The following is a 21,902-nucleotide window of genomic DNA, read 5'->3' on the forward strand; positions in this document are numbered from 1 at the left end:
TGCTTCGAGGCCTTCCAGTCACTGGCTATTTCTGATTTGATAAATCTGCTTTTTCAATTGCTTCAACACTACGCGTCTTGTCAGAATCCCCATGAATAATCCGTCTTCATCTACCACACAAAGGAAGTTTTGATCGATCAATAAGTCCAGCGCTTTTTGAAAACGTTCTTTAATGCTTATCAAAGGGATATCCGTCTGCATAATGTCCTGTACTTTAATTTCCGGTAATTTTTCATATTCAATGTGATCCAAGCCTAAAATGGACTCAGTGATTCGCTGCGTATTGATAAGTCCTTTGAAACGATATTTCATGTCCAATACAGGAATCGCGGAATAACCCGTCTTGGTCAACACAAGCAATGCATGTTCGGCACTGTTGCCCAGTTGAACGTGTGCCACCTTTTCTGAGGAAATAATAAAATCTTCTATTTGAGTTTCAAGAAAGTCTTTGCTTGGTAATGAAATCATGCGCTCTACTCCTTTTGCATCACAAATTGATGCTAATCACTCCGATTTCATCATAACACATCACAAAACTTGAAACTATTTAAAAGAGACTAACATTTACTTAAAAAGGAAATTTATTCAGCCATTGTCCGCCATCCAAAGTGACGATTTCGCCATTCATATAAGAAGCTTTATCGGACATGATAAATGCAGCCAGTTCCGCAATTTCTTCGGGTTTGCCTAGGCGGCCAAGTGGAATCGACTCCAGCGTGCGCTTTGCCGCTTTGTCAGATTCCCACAGTTTATCCGCTCCGCCAGTACGCTCGATGGGCCCCGGTGCAATGCCGTTTACTCGGATGCCAAATTGTGTGCCCCATTCCACAGCAAGCGTCCGGGTCAACGACATAACACCCGCTTTGGCGGCAGCCGAGTGGGCAACTCCAGCGCCAGCATTCCATGCGTAAGTGGCAAGCATATTTAAAATATTTCCTTTGGTGCCATTCTCGATCCAATAGTTTCCGACAGCATGCGAACAGAAGAATGTACCATTCAACACGATATCCACGACAGATTTCCAACCATTCGGCGACAGTTTTTCAGCATGCACGATGAAGTTTCCAGCAGCATTATTGATCAGCCCATCGATGCGGCCAAATTTTTCGTGAGCAAATTTAACCATTGCTTTGGCATGTTCGGGTTCACGGACATCCATTTGAAAAACTTCGACTTGCCCGGCCGAACTGGCCATTTTTTTTACTGCTTCATTCAACTTTTCCATATCGCGCCCGGTTATGACGACGTTGGCTCCTTCTGCGGCGAATTTTTCTGCCATATGGTACCCCATACCGCTTGAACCACCTGTGATAATAATAGTTTGATCTTTGAACATTTGAAGTTCCTCCCTTTTATAACTGCTTTTCGAGGTTATTTTCGTTAATTTATTACATTTTTAGACACAGATACTTTATTCCTTTCACTTCTGATACACATTGCAAGAAAATTTTGATATAATGAAGTTGTTTTACGAATAGACACCAATTGAAAGGGATGAGTACATGTCAAATTCCAGAACGGATTATGAAATTGCGCAGGCAATATTCACAGTCAACAGGCACGCGAAAACCGCTTCAGACAATCATTATTTATATGCTTTGAAAAAAGAAGCATTAAATAAAATGATTCTTCAGAACCGCGCTCAAAAAATAGGGCTGCACTTCAGTAAAAACCCCCAAAAAAGTCAACAGCAATCTTCTGTCCTCGTAAAATGCGGAAATTATTATTTTCATATGCTGCCTAAAAAAGATGACTTTGAAAAGCTCGAACATCTGGGCCATCTGGATGAGTCATTCCGTAACCCCGCCAGTCGGATGAATTTGCGTTCCGCTAAAGAAATTCTGAGTGAATTAACGGGGCTGCAGCCCGTTAAAAGGGACGAAGCCGTTGCCAATCCTGCAAAATCCTATCAACCGAGGGAAATGAACAGATTTTATTCACCGAAAAAGTCATATTTCGATTGATGCCTGGAGCCGTTGACTAAAAAGTCTTCGGCTCTTTTAAATTACTGTCTTCGTATTGGACAATCAGCGCCTGAGTGCCTTTGTCCTCGTACCCTCTTTCTGCCAGACTTTCAAACAGGCTGAGGGATAACCGCAGAGCAGGCAGTTCCAATCCCATGCGTTCAGCTTCTTCAGCTGCAATCCTCATATCTTTGATGAAATGCTTAATATAAAAACCGGGTTCGAAATTACGGGAAATCATTTTTGGTGCAAGGTTCGACAGTGACCACGATCCTGCAGCACCGGACGAAATGGACAATAGGACGGTTTCCGGATCGAGTCCCGCTTTCAGCGCATAAATTAACGATTCACTGACCCCCATCATATTGGAAGCGATGATAATCTGGTTGCACATTTTAGTATGCTGGCCAGCTCCCGCCTGTCCCTGATGGACAATGTTGCCGCCGAACAAATCCAATAGGGGCTGCATTTGTTTGAATGTCTCTTCTTCTCCCCCCACCATGATGGACAATAGACCGTTTCTGGCTCCCACGTCACCTCCGGAAACTGGCGCATCCAACGAGGATAACCCTTTCTGGCGGGACGCATCGTAAATTTTTTGCGCCAATTCAGGCTTAGAAGTAGTTAAATCGATGAGAACGGTTCCTTTTTTCGCGTTATTGATGATGCCTTCTTCGCCAAAATAGATCTGTTCCACGTCAATCGGATAGCCGACCATCGTAAAAATCACTTCTGCATCTTGTGCCAACAATTTGGGTGATTCCTTCCACTGGGCTCCAGCTTCCAATAGATCTTCAGCTTTTGCTGCAGTCCTCGTAAAGATTGAAACCTCGTGGCCACCCTCAAGCAAATGCTTGACCAGGCTGCTGCCCATTACTCCTGTACCAATGAAACCAACTTTCATATGTATCCTCCTTTTTTTCGCTATCTTCAGTTTAGCAAAAATCTTCAGTATATTCACTACAAAGAAAAGCGACGGCACCCATTCAGCTCCAAAAGGCAAGAAACGGGAAAGCAGAGTGGTGGCTTCAGAAATAAAAAAAGACAAAAAAAGAGGCCGTTCCAATTTCTTGGACCGACCACAAAAGGGGGAAATGAGAATGTTGCTGTGTTCTTTATTAGTATGCCCACTGCTATAGGGGTTTAAACATTTTCTTTGAATAAATTCATTTTTATTTTTTCCAGTTCTTCCAGGAATGGAAAAGCTTCATTTGCTGCTATTCCGCCCCTGCCGTACCTCACCTTATCATAGATGCGGAAAAAGGTTTCGGATACCGGCACTTCTTCCCGCTTCGCCCATTCTCTGATGGTCTCATGTGCCAGACGGCCTCTCTGTACAGCTGCCACTTCTCCTTCAAACTTCCGGAAAGCCCTGCGAATCTCATGAATATCGACCATATCATAATTGGGGGCAGCCGCCGGTTCAACCGGAGCCTCTGGTTGGGCTGTGAAACGACTGGTTTCGACAGCACTTTCCTCTGCTTTCTCCTCTGTATCCTTTCTGATTTTCCGGATCAGCAGTATGCCTCCGATCAGCAGGAGCAGAACTACGATGGCGGTGCCGATCGTATAATCGAATTCCAATGTTTCTGCGTCTTGAAATAATTGCGTGTCACTTGGAGGTGGTTCCGGGTCCCCACCCGAATTCGACATATTTTGTCCTTCTCTGGCAATGAATTTCCCAAATTCGTCATACAGACCAGCAAATGGCCAAAGGACTACTGCAATAATACTGTTCACAACCCTGCCTGCCAGATGCCTCACTTCAGGTGCAAATAAATAGACCAAGGCGGTGGCCATTCCGGAAACAAATACAATCCCCCCACCGGCAGCAAGGCCATGCCAGAGTTTCGCGCCGTCTTTCCTCGCATCCAAATAACGGAACATCAGACGTGTCACTGTGTAGAATACAATGGCAGCCGCCGACAGAGCCCAAATCAGATTTTGCGGGTCCGTTGCCGGATTAACGAGGGTGATTATTAAAGCAAATGTCATTGTTAAAATGAAAACGACCAGAAAACTGCCCTCACCTTCGCTGCCGTCTTCAATTTCTGAAAATCTCGCATGCAGCCTGTACAAAGAAATGATTGTCAGCACGATAAAAATACCGACAGTTACTCCGGCTGCCAATGCAATCGCCATAATTATAATCGCTGTGAAAATAGCCGGCAGCGGCTTGTAAGGTTTTCTCCAGCTGATCAATACAGCAGCAAGTGCCGTTACAAACGTTAAAGCCAACCAAATCAGGGCCAGGGGGATTGCTCCTCCCCCTTCTAAAAACAACAGGACAAAAGCAACCAGAAAAGCATCAAGCAAATAAGCTGAAGCAGACGAAAATCTTGCTGTCATGCCGGCACCCGCCTTTCTGCATTGCGCATTACTTTCAACTCTGTTTTATTGCTCCATTTCGGTATAAACGTGCGGATACTTTCAATATCGTCCGTTAACAGGTAAGTTGTATATGGCAATTCCACATGAAGATCAAGATGGGCAATCATCGAGTTGAAAGGCATCGTGGAATTGTTTTTGGAAATGATTGAAAGAAGCTCTAAAGCATTCTGCCTTTGCCGGCTTCCTTCTCCTGACGGCAAATAAAGATATGGAGTCTTGCCGGCAGAACGAACATTTATTGCGAGCGCATAAGGAACTCCTTCGCTATAGCAATTTTCAATGTATGATGCCAGCTCTTCGATTCTTTCCTCCAGATTCGCAATTGCCGCAAAACGGTCAGCAACATTAAATACAAAGAGCATCGCTTCATTGGCGACATGGTTAAATACTTTCGTCTGATAAGTCCCCAGCCTCGCACTCGCTTTCCAATGAATCTGGTTAAATTGGTCAGTTGAGACATAATCACGTGTACCGACCGGCTGAAACGGATCTTCAAACAGGGAATCCTTCAAATTAAATTGACCCGGCTTTTGTTTGGACGGTGCATACCTGAATTGGCCCTTGTGGAGTTTTGGGTAAACAAGCTGTTCCTGCAGGACCATAGCACCGTATTCGAGCAGGAGCTTGCCCTGCCCAAAAGGGTGGGGAACCGTCAGCTCCATTTTTTTGATTCGCGACAATCCTCTTCTATTGCCAGTGAGTGGAATTTTTAATGCAATCGTCTCTTTATGGCCAACTGTGAAAGGGATGTCTATTTCCACAAGTTCCGTAAAATTTCCGCCTTCACCATCCACCGGAAGGACTGCATCAATAAACCAGATTTTCAGGTTAGCGCCCCAAATTGGAAGGCCTTTATTTTCAAAAGTCAATTCCCATTCAGAATCTCCTCCATTTAGAATCCGCTTTCTGTTTCTGATATTCTTGAATTGCAGTTTGTCGCCAATTTTTTCAAAATACAGCAATTGCAACAAGATGATAACTCCAATAAAAACTATCAGTGCCGCTGCGGCATATTGCAATAGCGCCACGAACGAGAAAAACAGCACCAGCAGAAAAGCTAAAGCCCATTTCGTATTTTTCATTCCAAAATCATGGCGTACCCATTCCATTTCAATAAGCCTCCACCGGCGATGCGACAGATTCTGCAATATTCCGCAGCAATGTTTCCGGGTCGTGGACCAGCATGCCCTCGACCGTCAAAAGAAGGCGGTGGACGGCTACTGGTTCCAATATGTATTTAACGTCATCGGGTGTGACAAAATCACGGCCATCCAAATAAGCCCTACCCTGTGCCGCATGGACTATAGCAAGCGCTGCTCTCGAACTTAGGCCAAGTTCGATTGATGGATGCTCGCGGGTTGCCCGAACCAGATTCAGAATATACTTTTCGATGTCTTCATGGACATCTACGTGGCTTGCCCCTTCCGACCATGCTGCGACATCTTCTATGGATGCGATGTTCATGATTTCTTTTTTATGCGAGACATTGTCCCTGAAGTTTCTGATGATCGACATTTCTTCATCGTAACTCGGGTAGCCGATTTCCAAACGGAATAGAAAACGGTCCAATTGTGCCGCGGGCAATGGAAATGTTCCTTGTTGGGATTCAACCGGATTTTGAGTGGCAATAACCATGAATGGCTTTGGCAATTGAAGTGTTTCGCCATCGATGGTCGCCTGCTTTTCTTCCATCGATTCGAGCAGGCTCGATTGTGTTCTCGGGGTTGCCCGGTTGATTTCATCAGCAAGTAGAATATTCGCCATCACCGCTCCAGGACGCAATTCAAATTCCTGGTTTTTCGGATTAAAGAATCGGATTCCTGTTACATCCGACGGCAGAACGTCAGGCGTGAACTGCAGCCTGCGGAACATCCCGCTGAACGATCCGGCAAACGCTTTAGCCATCCATGTCTTGCCCGATCCCGGCACACTTTCCAGCAAAACATGGCCCTGCTGGATCAATGCAATCAGCATGAAATCAATTTCTTTTTCGCGACCTATAACCATTTGGTTCAAATGTTCTTTAACTTCTCTCAAATCCCCCATTTAACGCACCCCTTTTGATTTGAATTATTTACTTGGTTCTTGTGTATATTTGTAGATCGTTTTGCCGTGATGGAATGCTTCCCCCCGAAAATGCTTGAAGTCCTCACGGGCGATCAGGACTGTACGAAAAGAAAGAAAATCTTCTTTTTCGATCATAATAGACTCGATTTCCCCCGCTTTTAACTGGTCTAATAATTCATTGTAATCTGTCATTTATCAAATCTCCTTTTGAGTTATTTCCAGCTGCATAATTCTGTTATAATACTTAACGGACTAAGAGTTTGCCGGATACTAAAATTATGCTCTTTCCTAAATTATACATTAAGTATTGCTCGGAGGCATCCGTTGATTTACCATAAAACGGCAAATACTGTCTTTTCACATTATAGGAGGATATTATGCTAGGCTTTTTACTTAAACATAAACTGTTATTCATGCTGCCCATTGCTTACGGCCTCTATCACCTGGCATTCCAGGACATCTCTGTGTTTTGGTATATGTACACTTTTGCATTGCTCATTCTCATATCGGCAGCCATCGTTTTTAGCGAAATTAAAGACGAATTGCGCACCTGGCAATCATTTGCCTATGGCATTCCTGCAGCATTTGCAATTTACGCAGTGCTGTTTGCCGGTTACCATTTTCTGCAGTTCCTTGGGGTTGGCTCTGCAAGCTCCACTGCAGACTTTCTCGCAATTTTTTCACCGGATTCCGTCTGGCACCTGCTGTTGCTGATGTTTATCGTCGTACCCGGTGAGGAATTTTTCTGGAGAGGTTTTGTCCAACAGCAGTTGAAACAATATTTGCCCGTGTCAATTGCCATTCCAGTCGCATCTGTACTGTTCGGCTTTACGTTATGGCTCGCAGATTTTTGGCCGGGAATATTTGCCGGTACGGCAGTCGGTTTGGTCCTTGGTTACCTGTACGAAAAGAAAAAGAGCATGCCTTTGCTCATTATCACGCATTTGACCCTGATGGTCTTAATCTTCATTGTTTTTCCTTTTTGAAAATAATAGTGAAACGATTTTCATTGTCATGCGTCTACTTTATAAAGGGAGTGAATTTATATGAATAAAAAATTATTTTTGGCAGCATCCGTATTGGCTGTCAGCGGCTTAATGGCTGCGTGCGGTACAGACGAATCGTCTGAAGGAACAACAGAAGAGACATCCACTGAAACAGTCGAGGAACAAAATGATCCGGCAACTTCAGATGAAAGCACAGAAGAAGAAAGTACTGAAGAAGAAAGTACTGAAGAAGAAAGTACTGAAGAAGAACAGGATGCAGATTCAACTGAATCCGCTGAAGAAAGCGAAGAATCTGCTAAAGAACCTTCAGAAGAAAACCCGGCTTTGAATGATGGAACTTTAACTGTCAGCGACTCAAATTCTTACGAAGTTTATCTTTTGCCATCTTTTGAACTGACAGCGGAAGAACCAAACAAGGATGTCGTTTACTCAACAGAAAATGATGCTTTGTTCATGCGAATTGAAACTTTCACTTCGGAAGAAACAGATTTTGACTTTGCACAGGAATCGATAAAGCAAACTGTCCAGGCTTCCAATGACAGCGCCCAGCTGACTGAACTCCCGGCATTTGAAGGGAATGAATTCATCAACTCTTCGTTGTATGAAATTCCAACCGACAACGGAAAAGTTACAGGCGTTGCATATGAAAAAGAAGGTTTGATTGTTAAACTTACAATTTTCGACCTTACCGAAGCAGGCATCACAGAAGACTTCCTTAATATGGGCAAGACAATTACTGCAAACTAAAAAGAACGGCCATCCTGAGAATTTCAGGATGGCCGTTCTTTTTTAATAAGATAAGTCTTTAATGGAAAGGCCCAGTTTCTTCATCAATTCGATTGCTTGATCTTTTTCTTCCGCTGACAGCGAACTCGTCAGTTCATGAAGATTTTTTTCATGTTCCGGAAAAATGCGTGCCATGAATTCTTTGCCTTCTTCCGTGATCTCGGCATACGTCACCCGGCGGTCCGTCGGACAATTGACCCTGGCAATATATCCGCGCTTTTCCAGTTTATCGATAACATAAGTGATTGATCCGCTTGCGAGAAGGATTTTGCCGCCGATTTTCTGAAGAGGCTGCTTTCCTTTATGATACAGCAATTCCATCACAGCAAATTCAGTCGGGTTGACTCCACTTGCCTGAAAAAATTGGTTTGCCTGTTCAGAAATAGCTTTATGTGCACGAGACATGACGATAAATAACTTTAGCGATCTCCTTATTTCTTCATTCATACTATCCACTCTTTTCCACTTAATAAACACTTTAAAATAAATTATAGCCTTTTTCCAATAAAATGGCATCTCTTGGGATTTCCCTAACGATCACCCAATAATAACGCGTTCCTTTGGATAATGGAATTTTGTAGGATCCGGTTTTCCGCCAATGGTGAACAGGAAAGAGATCAAACCGACACGGCCAATGAACATCAGCACCATAATCGTGAATTTGCCGACAGAAGATAAATCATCGGTAATGCCCAGGGACATCCCACAAGTCCCGAACGCACTAGTAATCTCGAAAATGATTTCTATTGCAGAAGCTTCCGGTTCAGTGATGAACAAAATCATCGTGGAAACAATGACCATACCAGTGGCCAGGATTATAACAGCATACGAACGGAAAACATCAATCAACTGAATTTCGCGACTGAAAATCTGAATAGTGTTCTTGCTGCGCGCAAAGTTGATGAGAAACAGGATGGCAATTGCCAGTGTGGTCGTCCGAATTCCGCCACCCGCGGAACTTGGAGAAGCACCGATAAACATCAGGACACTCATGAATACATTTGTTGCCTCATCAAATTGGGTGATATCAAAAGTCACAAGCCCCCCTGAACGGGAGGAGACCGAATGGAAAATGGCAGCAAACAATGTTTCGTGCCATGACAGCCCTTTGAATGCTTTGAACGATTCAAGAGCAAGAATACCCAGCGTTCCGACTGCCAAAAGAATTCCGAACATGCTTACGGTTATTTTGGTAAAAAGTGAAAATCGGAATGTTTTATCCTTATTGGATATAAATTCTTTTAACTCTATCAGCACAGGGAAACCGATCGCTCCGAGAATGATGAGGAGCATGGTGATTACCTGGACGAAATAATCGTTAAAATAAGGCACGAGTGAAGCACCTGTAATATCAAAACCACCGTTTGTTGTTGCTGTAACTGACGCAAAAACACCTTGCAACAAAGCTTCACTGAACGTGTCGTAATACTGCATAAAGTAAAGAGTAAGAATGACGGCGCCGACTAATTCAATCAGCAAAAGAATCGAGATGATGTTTCGGATCAGTTTCACTACACCGGACATACTCAATTGGTTGTGGTCGACCATGATCAATTGTCGTTCGCGAAGACCGATTCGTTTCCCTAGCAATAACCAGAAAAAAGTCCCGATTGACATGATCCCGATGCCTCCGAGCTGAAGAATAAACATTATCAGCACTATGCCGAATACAGTATATGTTTCAGAAATGTTAATGACTGTCAGCCCTGTAACGCTTACAGCGCTGATTGCAGTGAATAGTGTATCAATAAGCGGGATTTCGACGCCCTGCTGATGAACACCCGGAAGTCTTAATAAAATAAATGAAATGCTGATCGCCGCAAAATAATAGCCAGCAATTGCCTGAGCTGGTGTTAAATTCCGGATTTTTTGAAATGATTTATTCATATGCTGGAAATCCTTTCGACTTCGGTTATCTCCCTATTCTAAGTAAAGTATTTGAAAAAAGAAAGGGAAATCGAAAATTAACATCGTATCATTCAAAAAACAGCAGAAGCGCACTTCTGCTGTTTTTCATATTACTCTTTTTTCCCCTTGTTTGATTTCCCATTTTTTTCAATGTTTTTTTTGTTTTCATCATGGCCATTAGATTTATCGCTTTGGTTCTCTCTGGGTTTAACTTTGTTGCCTGGATGATCTTTGCCTTTAGAAGGTTTGGCTTCACCTTTTCCCTTTTCCTTAGCATCCGGATGTGACTTGTCCTTCACTTTCACTGAAGAACCATTTCCGTTGCCTTTTACTTCGCCACTATCTTCATTCTTTTTTTGTTGGCCAGGACCAGTTTCTTTGCCTTTTTCATCTTTTGATTCTGCGTTGTTATTCTTTTTGTTCTGTCCTGGCACTTCATTGCGTTTATCTTGTCCGGGCGGTGCCGTTTTCCCTTTTTCCGCTGCCGGTTTGTCCTGGCGTTTCTTCTGGCCGGGAGGTGTAACTTTTTCTTTATCAGCAGGTGTTTTTTGGTCTTCATCTTTCAAATAGTCTGCAGGCTTCACTTGTTTTTCTTTTTGTTGCTCTACATCTGTTTGTTCTTCTTTTATCTTCAACCGTTCGTTATCCTTCTGTTCTGTTTTCTTGTTAGGCAAACTTTTCGAATCAGTGACCAATTGACCAGCTGGCACCTTTTCTTCAATCGAATTTCTCCACTGTGCTCTCGAAGCATCCTTCAGGCGCACTGCCACATCTCCTGCCAGCACTTTGGCTGAAATTGCCATCACTGCATTTACAATTGCTTCATCGGCAATGGCATCCTTTTCATCGGGAATCGTAGTAATAATGATTTCATCGGTAGTTTCACTCATTGATAGCTTGATGACCTTATCAAGAATTTCGTCAAGAGAATGATCCTCCCATTCATCCAGTTCTGAAATCAGTTTGAGTCCATCTTCATTGAGTTCACGAATTGACACCACATCGTAATTTTCATCTATGCCCAGTTCAATCCCGGGGTTCACTTGAACCTGGACATAAGCATAAGCTTCCTGTTTCGGCAGTAATACGGCTAAAAAGAGGATTGCTACAACAGAAGCCGCTGCAAAAGACATCCATACCGGTTTGATCATCTTCATTCTTTTTGCAGCTGAAATCTGCTTCGGATAAAAATAGCATTCTTCTCCGACAGAGGTTTCGCGTGCTGGAGTTCCATGGACAAATTCTCCGTTTGGTCCGATGAATACAGAAGTCTTATCATTCAGTTCGACACACAGCCCTTTTTGCATTCTCATCAGCGTAATCGCTCCTTTAAATAATCCTTCAAATAATGCAGATCACTCATCATTAATATTGCTACCGCGATTATGTATTTTCTATTGCGTTCAATCGTTTTTCTGGAAACTTCAACCAGTTTCTCTATCTCTTTGACCGGCAGTTTCTTTTTCTCCTGCAGATGATTCCAATACTCTTCTGTTTCTGCTACCAATTGGGCAATCTGAACAGCTGTTATTCTGGCATCTTCATGAGATGGAGAGGCTTCGACAAGGTCTTGAAAAGTCATATCAAAATTTGCAAGCATCTTTTCATACTCAGCAATTTCTTCCCGACGCGCAACGGCCTGCTGCTTCTCGGTATAGTCCCTTACTGAACCCAAGGCATCTATACCACTTCTGGAATTTTCTTCTTCAGCCGATCCATGAAAATCATGGGAAAAATCGTTCCGACTGTTTTCTTTTCGAATAAAGTCGATGATTCTTCTGCGGATGACCATATGCGCAAATGTCAGAAAAGAAGCATTTTTTTCCTGATTAAACCCGTTAATCGCTTCGTGAAATGCCGACATTGCTATACTGAATTCTTCATCCTGATCATTGATGAACTTTTTGCAAACCTGGCCTGCTGTTTTTTTCATGAATGGGGCGTAAGAAAACAGTAGATGATCCATTGCATGTGTATCGCCGTTTTGGGCTAATATAGCCAGAGTTTCTGCATCCTTCTTATCGCCACGGTTGAAATATCCGGTAAATACTGACAGCAGCATAGGGTCACCTCTTCTTATTCTTTCTCAATACTATTGATTGTAACGATTATTGAGAAAATAGAAAAGGATGAACAATACCTTCTACCATAGTGATTCGATCGCTCTACCCCTTTTTATGGGGGTATAAACTTTAAATATTTTTATTTATTTAGCGAATGACTTTAAAATTTTTTACTTCTGGATCTACGTATTCTGACAATATAAAAGAGACCCTTGCCTGATAAAAGGCAGAGGTCTTTAGGCTGTCGAGAAACTGTCCCCTTTACAAATCATTTCGCTGTAGACGGACGCTTCACACAGGTTCAATGTAAAATCGGAATGCTTGTTTCTTGAAATCGGTTTAAAAGTGTATGCTCTTAGAGAAAGCAATCTGAGATATGGAGCAAAAAAGCGAAGACGCCCAGGGGTCCAAGTGAAGTGCTGAGATCCACTCGGGCGAAGTGCAACGAGACCGAGTTAGCTCAGCGCGAGCCAAGAGTTGGCCGTAGCCTGCAAGGCCGGCTCTTTGCGACGAAGCAGCACAGCGATGCAGGAGCACGGGTTTTGGCAAGCGAAGCTGTTTTGCGGAATATCGGTTTTAATGTTTATTTCTCAACAAGCTGAAGACCCTTGCCTGATAAAAGGCAAAAGTCTCCCTACCGTATAGTTACTTCATTTGATTGGAATGTGGTAGCTTTTATCATGTTTGTGCAATTGATAAAAAGCCACCATCTCGGGCATTGTTTCCAGGAAATCGGCACATTCAATTCCACTGCCGGCCAACAGTTCCTGGGCATTGGCAGTGTCAAATGACGCCGGCCAATCCATATAATCCAAAGTTTCCATTTCAACTCCAAGAAGTTTCCTGACTGCTTTCAATTCCAGTCCCAGTGACGCCACCTTTTTGGGAAGACGTCCTTTAGGGACCTTGCCGGCGTGGTGATAAACCATTGAACGGTAAACCTCTTCTACAGGATGGGGTTCAGGATCGGTTAAATGGACGGTCTGCCCTTCTGCCGCATCCAGACGGCTCAGATAGATTGAAGCTTCCAATATGTAATCAATCGGCACCACATTAATATAGGAAGAAGAATTTCCGATATAAGGGATGACCGGCATATGCCGCATTCTGTCAATCATATTCAGAAAAAAATAAGGACCGTCAAATTTAATCGTTACACCAGTTTTGGAATGTCCCCGTACGATGCCTGGCCGGATAATTGTGACCGGTAAGTCTCCCTTCATCTCATCTACCAGCACTTCCGCTTCAAACTTGGTTTCTTCATAAAAGTTCTTAAACCCTTCCGGACGGATCAATTCATCTTCTTTTAAAACACCTTGCCGGGTTCCTGCAACATACGCCGTACTGAAATACATATAGCGCTCCAGGTTGGATAACTCCGAAACAAAGCTGTTTACGTTGGCCGTACCTTCCACATTGACTTTCCAGGCCAAATCACGCGGCACTGCCAAATCATAGATTGCTGCAAGGTGCCAAAAGATGACCTTGTTATTTTCCAGATGGCTTTTATCTTCCGGCTGTAGACCAAGCCCCGATTTCGTGATATCTCCCTCCAACAGCCGAATGGGACGGCATCCGGTTTCCTGCTGAATCCGGGCGGCTTCTCTTTCGGCATTGCTGCGCTCCGAAGCTAAAATTATTGCGGTTATTCCGGTTTCTTTGTCCTGGCCAATCGATTTCCGGATTAACTGGCTAGCAATGAAACCCGGAAATCCTGTAAATACAGCTTCTCTCAAACAAGTTTCCTCCTCTATGTATGTATGTTTGTTATAGTTTGAAGCATTAAAATTCTGGCTCTTCAATTATACTAAATATTCCAAATAAAGTATGCAAAAATAAAAAGTGAGCCCGGGAGCTCACTTTTTATTCATCAATCTTGTTTCTTTATCAAAAAGGCTGTAGACAACCGGGACAACATAAAGCGTCAGGAAAGTGGAACTGATCAGACCACCGATGACCGCTATCCCCATTGGCTGGTTGATCTCCGTTCCTTCGCCGATTCCTATCGCCAAAGGAGACAAGCCCAGAATCGTGGTCAGTGCAGTCATGAGAATCGGACGCATCCTGTCACGCACCGAAGTTATGATTGCATCAACTGATTCCATCCCGCTGTCTTTCCGTTTATTGATGTAATCCACCAGCACTATGCCGTTATTTACGACAATTCCCACGAGCACCAGTATGCCGATTACAGCTGTAATACTGATTGGTGTCTGTGTAATGAACAACGCAATTGCGACACCGATTACCATCAACGGGACAGTAAACATGATAACAAACGGATATTTGAACGATTCAAATTGAGCTGCCATGACCAGATAGACGAGTACGACCGCCAATAAAACAGCCATAATCATGTCGGTGATGGCGTTATCGAACAATTCCCGGTCTCCTCCGAATGTGATCATGGTTCCTTCATCGAGGTTCAGCTCCTCTAAAGCTTCGTCCACTTCACTCGACATATCCCCCATCGTAACATCCGACTGATGCTGAAGGGTAAATGCTACACTGCCGGCCTGGTCCACGCGTTGAATGCTCACAGGACCCTCGGCAATTTCAATGTCTGCCAGCTCCTGCAATTCAACAAAAGTTCCGGAAGGCGTACGCAATCTGAGCTCCTGAAGGTTCTCATAACTGTCTCGATAGTCTTCATCGATTTCCACAAAAACTCCGAGAACTTCATCCTGTTCCGTGATCAATTGAGAAGCTTGGACACCTCTTGTAATATTATTTACTGTTTGAGCAATCTGCGCTGGAGCCATGCCATATTCGGTAGCTGCCTCCCGGTCGATGGTCATCTGGATTTCATCAATGGTTTCATCCCGGTCATTCGTCAACTCGGTGACTGTAGACAGGCTGCTCAATGAATCATTGATCCGTTGAACGGCTTCATCCAATCTGACAGGATCCGTATCCGTCACTGTAAAGGACAGTGTGTTCGGTGATGAACCTGCAGCAGTCTGGAGATTGAATCCTACTTCTGCACGCTCGCCCACTATTTCATTTATTGTTGGCTGCACATCATCAACAAACTCAAAAACAGATCGTTCTCGATCATCCAAATCTACAAGTTTGATATAAATCTCAGCCACATTCGATTCAGCAGCACCTTGAGCTTGTCCCTGCTGGGAAGTTCCCACCAGACTGACATAAACATCCACTTCTTCTTCCGTTTCCAGTTCTTCTTCAATCATCGCAACCACTTCGTTCGTGGCTGAGGTGGCTGCTCCATTTTCAAGCTCCACGGACACACTGACAAAGCCTTCATCGGTAGCCGGCAAAAATTCTGTACCCACCTGGGAGACACCCAAAGCGCCGATCACCAGAAAGACCAAAGTGATCAATAATACAATCGCCCGGTGGCGTAAAGCCCATCTGATCGATCGTTCAAAATTCTTAAGGCCTTTCGATCTTCTATTACGCGCTTCAACATTGCCTTTAGGCTTGCTCAGCATTCTGGATGCAAGCATCGGAATGACGGTCAATGCCACTGCCAATGAAGCAAACAGACTGAAAGAAATTGTCAGGGCAAACTCAAAGAATATTTCGCCTATCAATCCGGAAATGAAGATGACAGGCACGAATACTGCAACTGTAGTGAGCGTCGAAGCAGTGATTGCCCCTGCCACTTCTTTTGCTCCGTCTGATGCCGCTTTTTTCGAAGCTTTGCCCATTGCCAGATGGCGTTCAATATTCTCGATGACAACAATGGCGTTATCGACCAGCATCCCGATACCCAAAGCCAGTGCACCGAGCGTCAAAATATTCAGTGCAAAATCGGCAAAATACATTAGAACAAACGTCACAATGACGGAATAAGGAATTGCAATGCCGATAATCAGCGGACTTTTTACTCCACGCAGGAAGAAAAATAAGACCAGCATGGCAAAAATACCACCAAAAACTAATGTTTGACCAATATTTCCGACAGCAAGCTTTACATAATCCCCCTGGTCAAAAAGGATGTCAGCCTCTACCGCACTGTATTTCTCTTCTTCGAGCAATTCGTCCAGTCGTTCCTGGAAGGCAGTGGAAACATCTGCTGTGTTCGCTCCTGATTCCTGCAATGCTGAAAGCAGCACAGCAGGTTCCTGATTGGCTCTTGTTTCGCTGCTGCGTTCGCGTTCACCCAGCGTAACATCCGAAACGTCACCGATTGTCAGGTTTTCGCCATCCAATGGATTTACTGTAACCACTAAATCTGCAATATCTTCAGGACTGTTCAATGTGCTGATAATCCGTGTCGTCAAATTCCGTCCATCTTCACTTTCAATCGGTTCACCCGGCAAAGAGATATTGCTTCCTTGGATCACCTGCACAATATCAGATTGCTGAAGGCCATTTTCTTCCAGCAGTTCCTGGTCCAGAGAAATTAAAATCTCTTCTATTAAACTGCCTGAAATATTAACATTTGCCACTCCTTCGGTCTGCAGCAATTCTGTTTCCAGTTCTTCTGCCAAAACGCGAATGTCCTCGTCGGCCTCTGTGGCCCGAAGTGACAATTGCAGAATCGGGAATTGGGAGGGATCAAACTTCAGAAATTGAGGAGTTCCGGCGTCTTCCGGAAGGAAAGTCTGATCGATGCGTTGCAGAATGTCACTCTGAACATCATCAATCTCGGTGGACCAGTCAAATTCAAGAAGGATGAAATTTGAACCTTCCTGAGAAGTTGACTGGATCGACTCGATGCCAGGCAATGTTGAAAGGTTGGCTTCCAGAGGCTTTGTCACCGTTTCGTTAACCTCTGTAGGACTGGCTCCATCGTAACTGGTTACCACCACCCCTATGGGCGGATTTAATTCGGGGATTAAAGTAACTGGAATCCTAAGGAAGGACACCGCACCCAGAATAATAACCAAAAACATGGTCACCATCGTCAATACCGGTCTTTTTATGGAGAAATCACTTAATTGCATCTTGTCAAACCCTCTCTGATACTTCGTTCTTTTATCATAAGAAAAACTGCCTGCCATCGCAAACTTAAACCTCTGACAGTTTATTGAAATTGATTAAAATGTGAACATAATTTTCCTTGCTATATAAGTTGAACAAATAATCTTTAGTAGCCGATATTCCGCAAAACAGCTTGCTTGTCAAAACCCGTGCTCCTGCATCGCTGCGCTAGCTTCGTCGCAAAGCGTCGGCCGAACTACCTTCGGCCAACACTTCGCTGTTTTGCTCCATATCTAAGTAACTCTCTTAGCGCCGGCGCGTCTCCGGACTGGGCGAAGCAATAATAAGACGATTGGTTTTCTCACCTGCTTTGCGACGAGCTTGCACAGGACCATATTCTTTGCTCTGTCCAAAGCGCCGAAGAGGTGGTAAGTCAAATTCTTTTCTTCAACTTATATAATTAAAAAGAAAAACCCGCCTTATGGCAGGTTTTAAACTGATTTCGAATATAACTATTTGGGATTACAGTAAACTGTAAAGCCGGATTTCCGGGTTCTTATCCTGGAACCAGCGTGTGGCGAATTCGTTTTCAAAAAGGAACACCAAATTATCGAAGCGGTCTTTCACCAGCATCGAGCGGCTGCTGGACATCGATTCTTTGACATCCTCCTCATTTTCAATCCATCTGGCGATTTTGGAACCAAACGGTTCTATGCGGACATCCACATTGTATTCATTTTTCATCCGGTGTTCGAATACTTCGAACTGCAATTGCCCTACTGCACCAAGAATGACTTCTTCCATATGAAGTGTCTTGTAATACTGGATTGCGCCTTCCTGTACGAGCTGCAGTATCCCTTTGTGGAAATGTTTTTGCTTCATGACGTTTTTCGCTGTCACTTTGACAAACAATTCCGGTGTAAATTGAGGCAGGTTTTCGAATTGGAACTTCTTGCCACTCGTAATCGTGTCGCCAATCTGATAATTGCCGACATCGTGCAAGCCGATAATATCACCTGCAACTGCCTCTGCTACCATTTCACGGTCATCTGCCAGGAATTGGGTCGTCTGAGAAAGCCTGAACGCCTTCCCGGTACGCGACAAGGTGACGTTCATCCCCTTCTCGAATTTTCCGGAAACAATGCGGACAAATGCAATCCGGTCGCGGTGGGCAGGATTCATATTGGCCTGAATCTTAAAGACAAACCCTGAAAAAGGAGTTTCCACCGGATCTACAATGTCTTCTTCTTTCGTCATACGCGGCTGAGGAGGCGGCGCAAACTGCAGATAAGTTTCCAGGAAAGTCTGGACGCCGAAATTGGCCAGTGCACTTCCGAAGAAAACAGGTGTCAATTCGCCTTTTTTTACACGGTCGATTGAAAAATCGTTGCCGGCTTCATTGAGCAATTGAATATCCTCCATTGCCTGCGTGTAATAAGAAGTCTTTTTCATTTCATGGTCTACTGCCAGTTCCCCGTCCTCGTCAATCGGCAGGAATCTGTCGCCTGCGCTGCGGAAAGGTTCAACACGCTTGTTAAAGCGGTCATAAATACCAAGAAATTCTTTCCCCATGCCGATCGGCCAGTTCATGGCATACGACTGGATTCCAAGAACTTCTTCTAACTCTTCCATTAATTCCAACGGCTCTTTACCCTGGCGATCCATTTTGTTGATGAATGTGAAAATCGGAATGCCACGCATTTTACAGACTTTAAACAATTTCACAGTCTGCGCTTCTATTCCCTTCGCAACGTCGATAATCATGACAGCGCTATCCACTGCCATCAATGTGCGGTAGGTGTCTTCACTGAAATCCTGGTGACCAGGAGTGTCCAGGATATTGACCCGGTGTCCGTCATAATCAAACTGCATTACCGAAGAGGTAACAGAAATTCCCCGTTGCTTTTCGATTTCCATCCAATCGGATGTAGCGAATTTCCCACTTTTTTTCCCTTTGACTGTTCCGGCATCACGAATGGCTCCACCGAATAGCAGCAATTTTTCAGTTAAGGTCGTTTTCCCGGCATCCGGGTGGGAGATGATTGCAAAAGTTCTTCTATTTTCAATTTCATTTTTAATTTGGACTGACATGTTTTACGCTCCTTTAATCTACTCTCTTCATATTAGAGAAGGATTTCTGAAAAAACAAGGCATTTAACCCTGTACCATAAAAAAAGAAGCCGCTCACGGCCTCTTTTCAACTGAATTTTTTCACTGCTTCCTGTTTGGCAATTTCCTGGTCACTGTGGGGATATTTCGTCGTTCCGATAATCTGATAATCCTCATGGCCTTTTCCGGCAAGAATAATGATATCACCAGGCTCCGACTGCTGGATAGCGTGTTTGACCGCTTCTTCGCGGTCGCCGATGCAAGCATAGTTCGAATGCGTCATACCAACTTCCAGGTCTTTCAGAATGCTGTCATAGGATTCATCTCTCGGATCATCAGTGGTCAAAACCACGTAATCGGCAAAAGATGCTTTTTTCGCCATATTCGGCCGCTTCGATTTATCCCTGTTGCCCCCGGTGCCAACGAGGAAAATGATTTTATTTTTTTTGAAACCGGCAACTGCTGCTAATGCTTTTTCAATAGCATCCGGTGTATGGGCATAATCGATGTACACTGTAACTGGCGCTTCCATCACAACTTTTTGCATGCGGCCTTCGACAGGGCCGATTGCCGCCAGCGCTTTCAGAATATTTTTCAAATCAAAGCCTTCTGCATAGAGTGCCGTAATTGCCGCCAATGCATTGGAGACATTGAAATGCCCCAGTAATTTCATTGACACCGGAAATTCGCCTTCAGGGCACAATAAGCGGAAGGAAGTTCCGAAGTGGTCCATGACTATATTATCAGCTTTAAACAAGGCATTATTGACAATGCCATATGTATACACTGAATGGGAAGTCATTTTTTCAAATTGTTCTGACCACGGATCATCCGCATTGAGAACAGCCTGCTTCTTTTCCTGAAGATTCTGGCCGAGTTGCGAGAACAACAGCCCTTTTGCATGGCCATATTCTTCCATCGTCCCATGAAAATCAAGATGGTCATGGGTAAGGTTTGTAAAAATGGCCGTGTTGAACTCAACTCCTGCCAGTCTGCCCAGCACAAGTCCATGAGATGAAACCTCCATCGTCATATGTGAACAGCCTGCCTCTTTTGCCCGCGCAATCATTTTCTGAGTCGTCAGAGCATCGCTAGTCGTATTTGCGGAAGGGAACAATTCGCCATTCAAATTGAAACCGATAGTTCCAGTCAATGCCGACGTTTCTCCCAATTCCATCAACATCGAATGCAGCATTCCTGCTACGCTGGTTTTACCGTTCGTCCCAGTGACTCCAATCATCTGGATATCTTTTGAGGGATAGCTGTAAAATCTGGATGCCAGCTGGCCCAGTGCGCGCACGGTATCTTCCACAATCAGCACCGCCGGCCCTTCCACTTCAACCGGTTTTTCAGAAAGGATCAGCGTAGCCCCACATTCAGTCGCCTGCTTGGCATAATCATGGCCATCGACTGTATAGCCTTCGATGCAGACGAACAATGAACCCGGAACGGCTTCTCTGGAATCCATCGTGATGTATTCAATTTTCTCAGGCAATTCTCCCGAGATAAGTTTATAAGGAATATTTTCGAGTAACTCCCTGCTATTCATGAAAATCCTCCTAATCAGGAAACCAGCGGTGACATTACGTATGCATAAAGCAATGCTGCCGAGGCTTTCAATGAATCTGTATGAGTCCGTTCATAGGAATGTGAAGCTTCTATTCCCGGACCGAATAATGCATGTTTTACGTCATAGCCTGCACTGATCGCTGCTGATGCATCTGAGCCGTAATATGGATAGATATCCACTTTGTAATCAATGTTTTTATCCTTTGCCAAAGCGATCAGATGACGGGTTAAACCGTAATGGTACGGTCCGCTTGAATCTTTTGCACAAATGGAGACTGTATATTCATCAGAAGTTTGGCCATCTCCAATAGCACCCATGTCGACTGCAATATATTCTTCCGTCTGAGGAGGAATATTGGAGTTACCACCATAACCGATTTCTTCGTTATTGGAAATGTAGAAGTGTGTTGTGTATGGAAGCTTTTCGGAAGATTCACTGAAATGCTTCACCAATTGGAGCAAAAGTGCTGTGCTTGCCTTATCATCCAAATGGCGCGATTTGACAAAACCGGATTCAAGGGCTGCGAACCTCGGATCAAAGGACACAAAATCACCGACCTCAATACCAAGTTCCCTGACTGCATCTTCTGAAAACGCTTTTTCATCAATTCTGACTTCCATATTGTCCGCACTGCGTTCTGCGGTTCCAGCATCTTTGTAGACATGGACAGTCGTCTGGTGAAGCAGGATGGTACCAGTCAATGTTTTTCCGGAAGCAGTATGTATGAGGCAATTCTCTCCTTCAATCGCATTGAATTTAAAGCCCCCAACAAGAGAAAGTTTCAGACGGCCGGAAGGTTTGATTTCTTTGACCATCGCCCCGAGCGTATCCACGTGGGCGGTCAATAATCGGTGCCGCTCATCATTTTCTCCTTTGATTGTAGCAATGATGCCGCCTTTATTTGTTGTAATATGTTCTACTTCCCAGCTGGCCATCATTTTTTTAATCGTATCCATGATTTCCATAGTATAACCTGAAGGACTCGGAATCCCTGTCAATTCACCCAAAAGCCCAATCGTTTCTTTCGAATTCCATTGATATGTCATGCATGATGCCCCCTTAATAGTCTAATCATATCAAAATCCAACGTTTTCGCACAGTCTTTACTGTAGTATTATTAATGAATCCAACAAATTCCAGAGGT

Annotated in this window: 19 protein-coding genes; 3 read left to right on the forward strand and 16 right to left on the reverse strand. The window is 44.0% G+C overall.

Features of this window, described 5'->3' with window-relative positions:
- Positions 1–18: 18 nt before the first annotated feature.
- Positions 19–468 (reverse strand): cyclic-di-AMP-binding protein CbpB, encoded by a 450-nt coding sequence (gene cbpB, locus ACFQ1X_RS06820; RefSeq protein WP_144837722.1) that lies wholly within the window; start codon positions 466–468, stop codon positions 19–21.
- A gap of 100 nt (positions 469–568) precedes the next feature.
- A complete protein-coding gene (gene fadH / locus ACFQ1X_RS06825) occupies positions 569–1,336 on the reverse strand; it encodes a 2,4-dienoyl-CoA reductase (RefSeq protein ID WP_144837724.1) in 768 nt (255 codons plus the stop codon).
- 166 nt (positions 1,337–1,502) lie between these two features.
- Between fadH and ACFQ1X_RS06830 the strand changes: the two genes are divergently transcribed.
- Positions 1,503–1,964: a YkyB family protein gene (locus ACFQ1X_RS06830; protein WP_144837726.1), complete on the forward strand. Its 462-nt coding sequence runs from the start codon at positions 1,503–1,505 to the stop codon at positions 1,962–1,964.
- Between the two features lie 16 nt (positions 1,965–1,980).
- On the opposite strand, the gene ACFQ1X_RS06835 is transcribed toward ACFQ1X_RS06830, so the two are convergent.
- The 5 genes from ACFQ1X_RS06835 to ACFQ1X_RS06855 all read right to left on the reverse strand — a co-directional run bounded on the left by ACFQ1X_RS06835 (position 1,981) and on the right by ACFQ1X_RS06855 (position 6,614).
- Positions 1,981–2,868, reverse strand: a complete 888-nt coding sequence (locus ACFQ1X_RS06835; RefSeq protein WP_144837729.1) for an NAD(P)-dependent oxidoreductase — start codon at positions 2,866–2,868, stop codon at positions 1,981–1,983.
- Positions 2,869–3,107: 239 nt separating this feature from the next.
- Positions 3,108–4,313, reverse strand: a complete 1,206-nt coding sequence (locus ACFQ1X_RS06840; protein ID WP_144837731.1) for a hypothetical protein — start codon at positions 4,311–4,313, stop codon at positions 3,108–3,110.
- Entirely contained in the window at positions 4,310–5,464 is a 1,155-nt protein-coding gene (locus tag ACFQ1X_RS06845) for a DUF58 domain-containing protein (RefSeq protein WP_144837733.1), read from the reverse strand. Before ACFQ1X_RS06845 ends, ACFQ1X_RS06840 begins: the two co-directional genes overlap by 4 nt.
- A 1-nt stretch (position 5,465) precedes the next feature.
- On the reverse strand, positions 5,466–6,401 hold the full coding sequence (locus ACFQ1X_RS06850) for an AAA family ATPase (protein WP_144837735.1): 936 nt from the start codon (positions 6,399–6,401) through the stop codon (positions 5,466–5,468).
- Between the two features lie 24 nt (positions 6,402–6,425).
- On the reverse strand, positions 6,426–6,614 hold the full coding sequence (locus ACFQ1X_RS06855; RefSeq protein ID WP_144837737.1) for a type 2 periplasmic-binding domain-containing protein: 189 nt from the start codon (positions 6,612–6,614) through the stop codon (positions 6,426–6,428).
- Positions 6,615–6,799: 185 nt separating this feature from the next.
- On the opposite strand from ACFQ1X_RS06855, the gene ACFQ1X_RS06860 reads away from it, so the two are divergent.
- Positions 6,800–7,408, forward strand: a complete 609-nt coding sequence (locus tag ACFQ1X_RS06860) for a CPBP family intramembrane glutamic endopeptidase (RefSeq protein ID WP_144837739.1) — start codon at positions 6,800–6,802, stop codon at positions 7,406–7,408.
- 60 nt (positions 7,409–7,468) lie between these two features.
- Entirely contained in the window at positions 7,469–8,176 is a 708-nt protein-coding gene (locus ACFQ1X_RS06865) for a hypothetical protein (RefSeq protein WP_379081857.1), read from the forward strand.
- A 42-nt stretch (positions 8,177–8,218) separates the two neighbouring features.
- On the opposite strand, the gene ACFQ1X_RS06870 is transcribed toward ACFQ1X_RS06865, so the two are convergent.
- From ACFQ1X_RS06870 to ACFQ1X_RS06910, 9 genes are all read right to left on the reverse strand, one after another.
- Complete coding sequence (locus tag ACFQ1X_RS06870) at positions 8,219–8,662, reverse strand: MarR family winged helix-turn-helix transcriptional regulator (RefSeq protein ID WP_144837743.1); 444 nt, start codon at positions 8,660–8,662, stop codon at positions 8,219–8,221.
- A 90-nt stretch (positions 8,663–8,752) separates the two neighbouring features.
- The gene (locus ACFQ1X_RS06875) at positions 8,753–10,102 is read right to left on the reverse strand and encodes a TrkH family potassium uptake protein (protein WP_144837745.1); all 1,350 of its coding nucleotides are present in this window, start codon (positions 10,100–10,102) and stop codon (positions 8,753–8,755) included.
- 131 nt (positions 10,103–10,233) lie between these two features.
- Positions 10,234–11,436, reverse strand: coding sequence for an anti-sigma-I factor RsgI family protein (locus ACFQ1X_RS06880; RefSeq protein ID WP_144837747.1), 1,203 nt, complete (start codon positions 11,434–11,436; stop codon positions 10,234–10,236).
- Positions 11,436–12,185, reverse strand: coding sequence for an RNA polymerase sigma-I factor (gene sigI, locus ACFQ1X_RS06885; RefSeq protein WP_144837749.1), 750 nt, complete (start codon positions 12,183–12,185; stop codon positions 11,436–11,438). Before sigI ends, ACFQ1X_RS06880 begins: the two co-directional genes overlap by 1 nt.
- A gap of 651 nt (positions 12,186–12,836) precedes the next feature.
- Positions 12,837–13,922, reverse strand: coding sequence for an SDR family oxidoreductase (locus tag ACFQ1X_RS06890; RefSeq protein ID WP_144837751.1), 1,086 nt, complete (start codon positions 13,920–13,922; stop codon positions 12,837–12,839).
- A gap of 120 nt (positions 13,923–14,042) precedes the next feature.
- The gene (locus ACFQ1X_RS06895; RefSeq protein ID WP_144837753.1) at positions 14,043–17,102 is read right to left on the reverse strand and encodes an efflux RND transporter permease subunit; all 3,060 of its coding nucleotides are present in this window, start codon (positions 17,100–17,102) and stop codon (positions 14,043–14,045) included.
- Between the two features lie 499 nt (positions 17,103–17,601).
- The gene (locus ACFQ1X_RS06900; RefSeq protein WP_144837755.1) at positions 17,602–19,170 is read right to left on the reverse strand and encodes a peptide chain release factor 3; all 1,569 of its coding nucleotides are present in this window, start codon (positions 19,168–19,170) and stop codon (positions 17,602–17,604) included.
- A gap of 106 nt (positions 19,171–19,276) precedes the next feature.
- Positions 19,277–20,737, reverse strand: a complete 1,461-nt coding sequence (locus ACFQ1X_RS06905; protein ID WP_144837757.1) for a UDP-N-acetylmuramoyl-L-alanyl-D-glutamate--2,6-diaminopimelate ligase — start codon at positions 20,735–20,737, stop codon at positions 19,277–19,279.
- Between the two features lie 14 nt (positions 20,738–20,751).
- The gene (locus ACFQ1X_RS06910) at positions 20,752–21,804 is read right to left on the reverse strand and encodes a M42 family metallopeptidase (protein WP_144837759.1); all 1,053 of its coding nucleotides are present in this window, start codon (positions 21,802–21,804) and stop codon (positions 20,752–20,754) included.
- Between the last annotated feature and the right edge of the window lie 98 nt (positions 21,805–21,902).

Origin of the sequence: Metaplanococcus flavidus, from assembly GCF_042675885.1 — a bacterium.
GTDB lineage: Bacteria > Bacillota > Bacilli > Bacillales_A > Planococcaceae > Planococcus > Planococcus flavidus.

Bases quoted from the DNA above. Each gene is read 5' to 3' on its own strand.
- cbpB (WP_144837722.1), bottom strand. From the start codon at position 468: ATGATTTCATTACCAAGCAAAGACTTTCTTGAAACTCAAATAGAAGAT.
- fadH (WP_144837724.1), bottom strand. From the start codon at position 1,336: ATGTTCAAAGATCAAACTATTATTATCACAGGTGGTTCAAGCGGTATG.
- ACFQ1X_RS06830 (WP_144837726.1), top strand. From the start codon at position 1,503: ATGTCAAATTCCAGAACGGATTATGAAATTGCGCAGGCAATATTCACA.
- ACFQ1X_RS06835 (WP_144837729.1), bottom strand. From the start codon at position 2,868: ATGAAAGTTGGTTTCATTGGTACAGGAGTAATGGGCAGCAGCCTGGTC.
- ACFQ1X_RS06840 (WP_144837731.1), bottom strand. From the start codon at position 4,313: ATGACAGCAAGATTTTCGTCTGCTTCAGCTTATTTGCTTGATGCTTTT.
- ACFQ1X_RS06845 (WP_144837733.1), bottom strand. From the start codon at position 5,464: ATGGAATGGGTACGCCATGATTTTGGAATGAAAAATACGAAATGGGCT.
- ACFQ1X_RS06850 (WP_144837735.1), bottom strand. From the start codon at position 6,401: ATGGGGGATTTGAGAGAAGTTAAAGAACATTTGAACCAAATGGTTATA.
- ACFQ1X_RS06855 (WP_144837737.1), bottom strand. From the start codon at position 6,614: ATGACAGATTACAATGAATTATTAGACCAGTTAAAAGCGGGGGAAATC.
- ACFQ1X_RS06860 (WP_144837739.1), top strand. From the start codon at position 6,800: ATGCTAGGCTTTTTACTTAAACATAAACTGTTATTCATGCTGCCCATT.
- ACFQ1X_RS06865 (WP_379081857.1), top strand. From the start codon at position 7,469: ATGAATAAAAAATTATTTTTGGCAGCATCCGTATTGGCTGTCAGCGGC.
- ACFQ1X_RS06870 (WP_144837743.1), bottom strand. From the start codon at position 8,662: ATGAATGAAGAAATAAGGAGATCGCTAAAGTTATTTATCGTCATGTCT.
- ACFQ1X_RS06875 (WP_144837745.1), bottom strand. From the start codon at position 10,102: ATGAATAAATCATTTCAAAAAATCCGGAATTTAACACCAGCTCAGGCA.
- ACFQ1X_RS06880 (WP_144837747.1), bottom strand. From the start codon at position 11,436: ATGAGAATGCAAAAAGGGCTGTGTGTCGAACTGAATGATAAGACTTCT.
- sigI (WP_144837749.1), bottom strand. From the start codon at position 12,185: ATGCTGCTGTCAGTATTTACCGGATATTTCAACCGTGGCGATAAGAAG.
- ACFQ1X_RS06895 (WP_144837753.1), bottom strand. From the start codon at position 17,102: ATGCAATTAAGTGATTTCTCCATAAAAAGACCGGTATTGACGATGGTG.
- ACFQ1X_RS06900 (WP_144837755.1), bottom strand. From the start codon at position 19,170: ATGTCAGTCCAAATTAAAAATGAAATTGAAAATAGAAGAACTTTTGCA.
- ACFQ1X_RS06905 (WP_144837757.1), bottom strand. From the start codon at position 20,737: ATGAATAGCAGGGAGTTACTCGAAAATATTCCTTATAAACTTATCTCG.
- ACFQ1X_RS06910 (WP_144837759.1), bottom strand. From the start codon at position 21,804: ATGACATATCAATGGAATTCGAAAGAAACGATTGGGCTTTTGGGTGAA.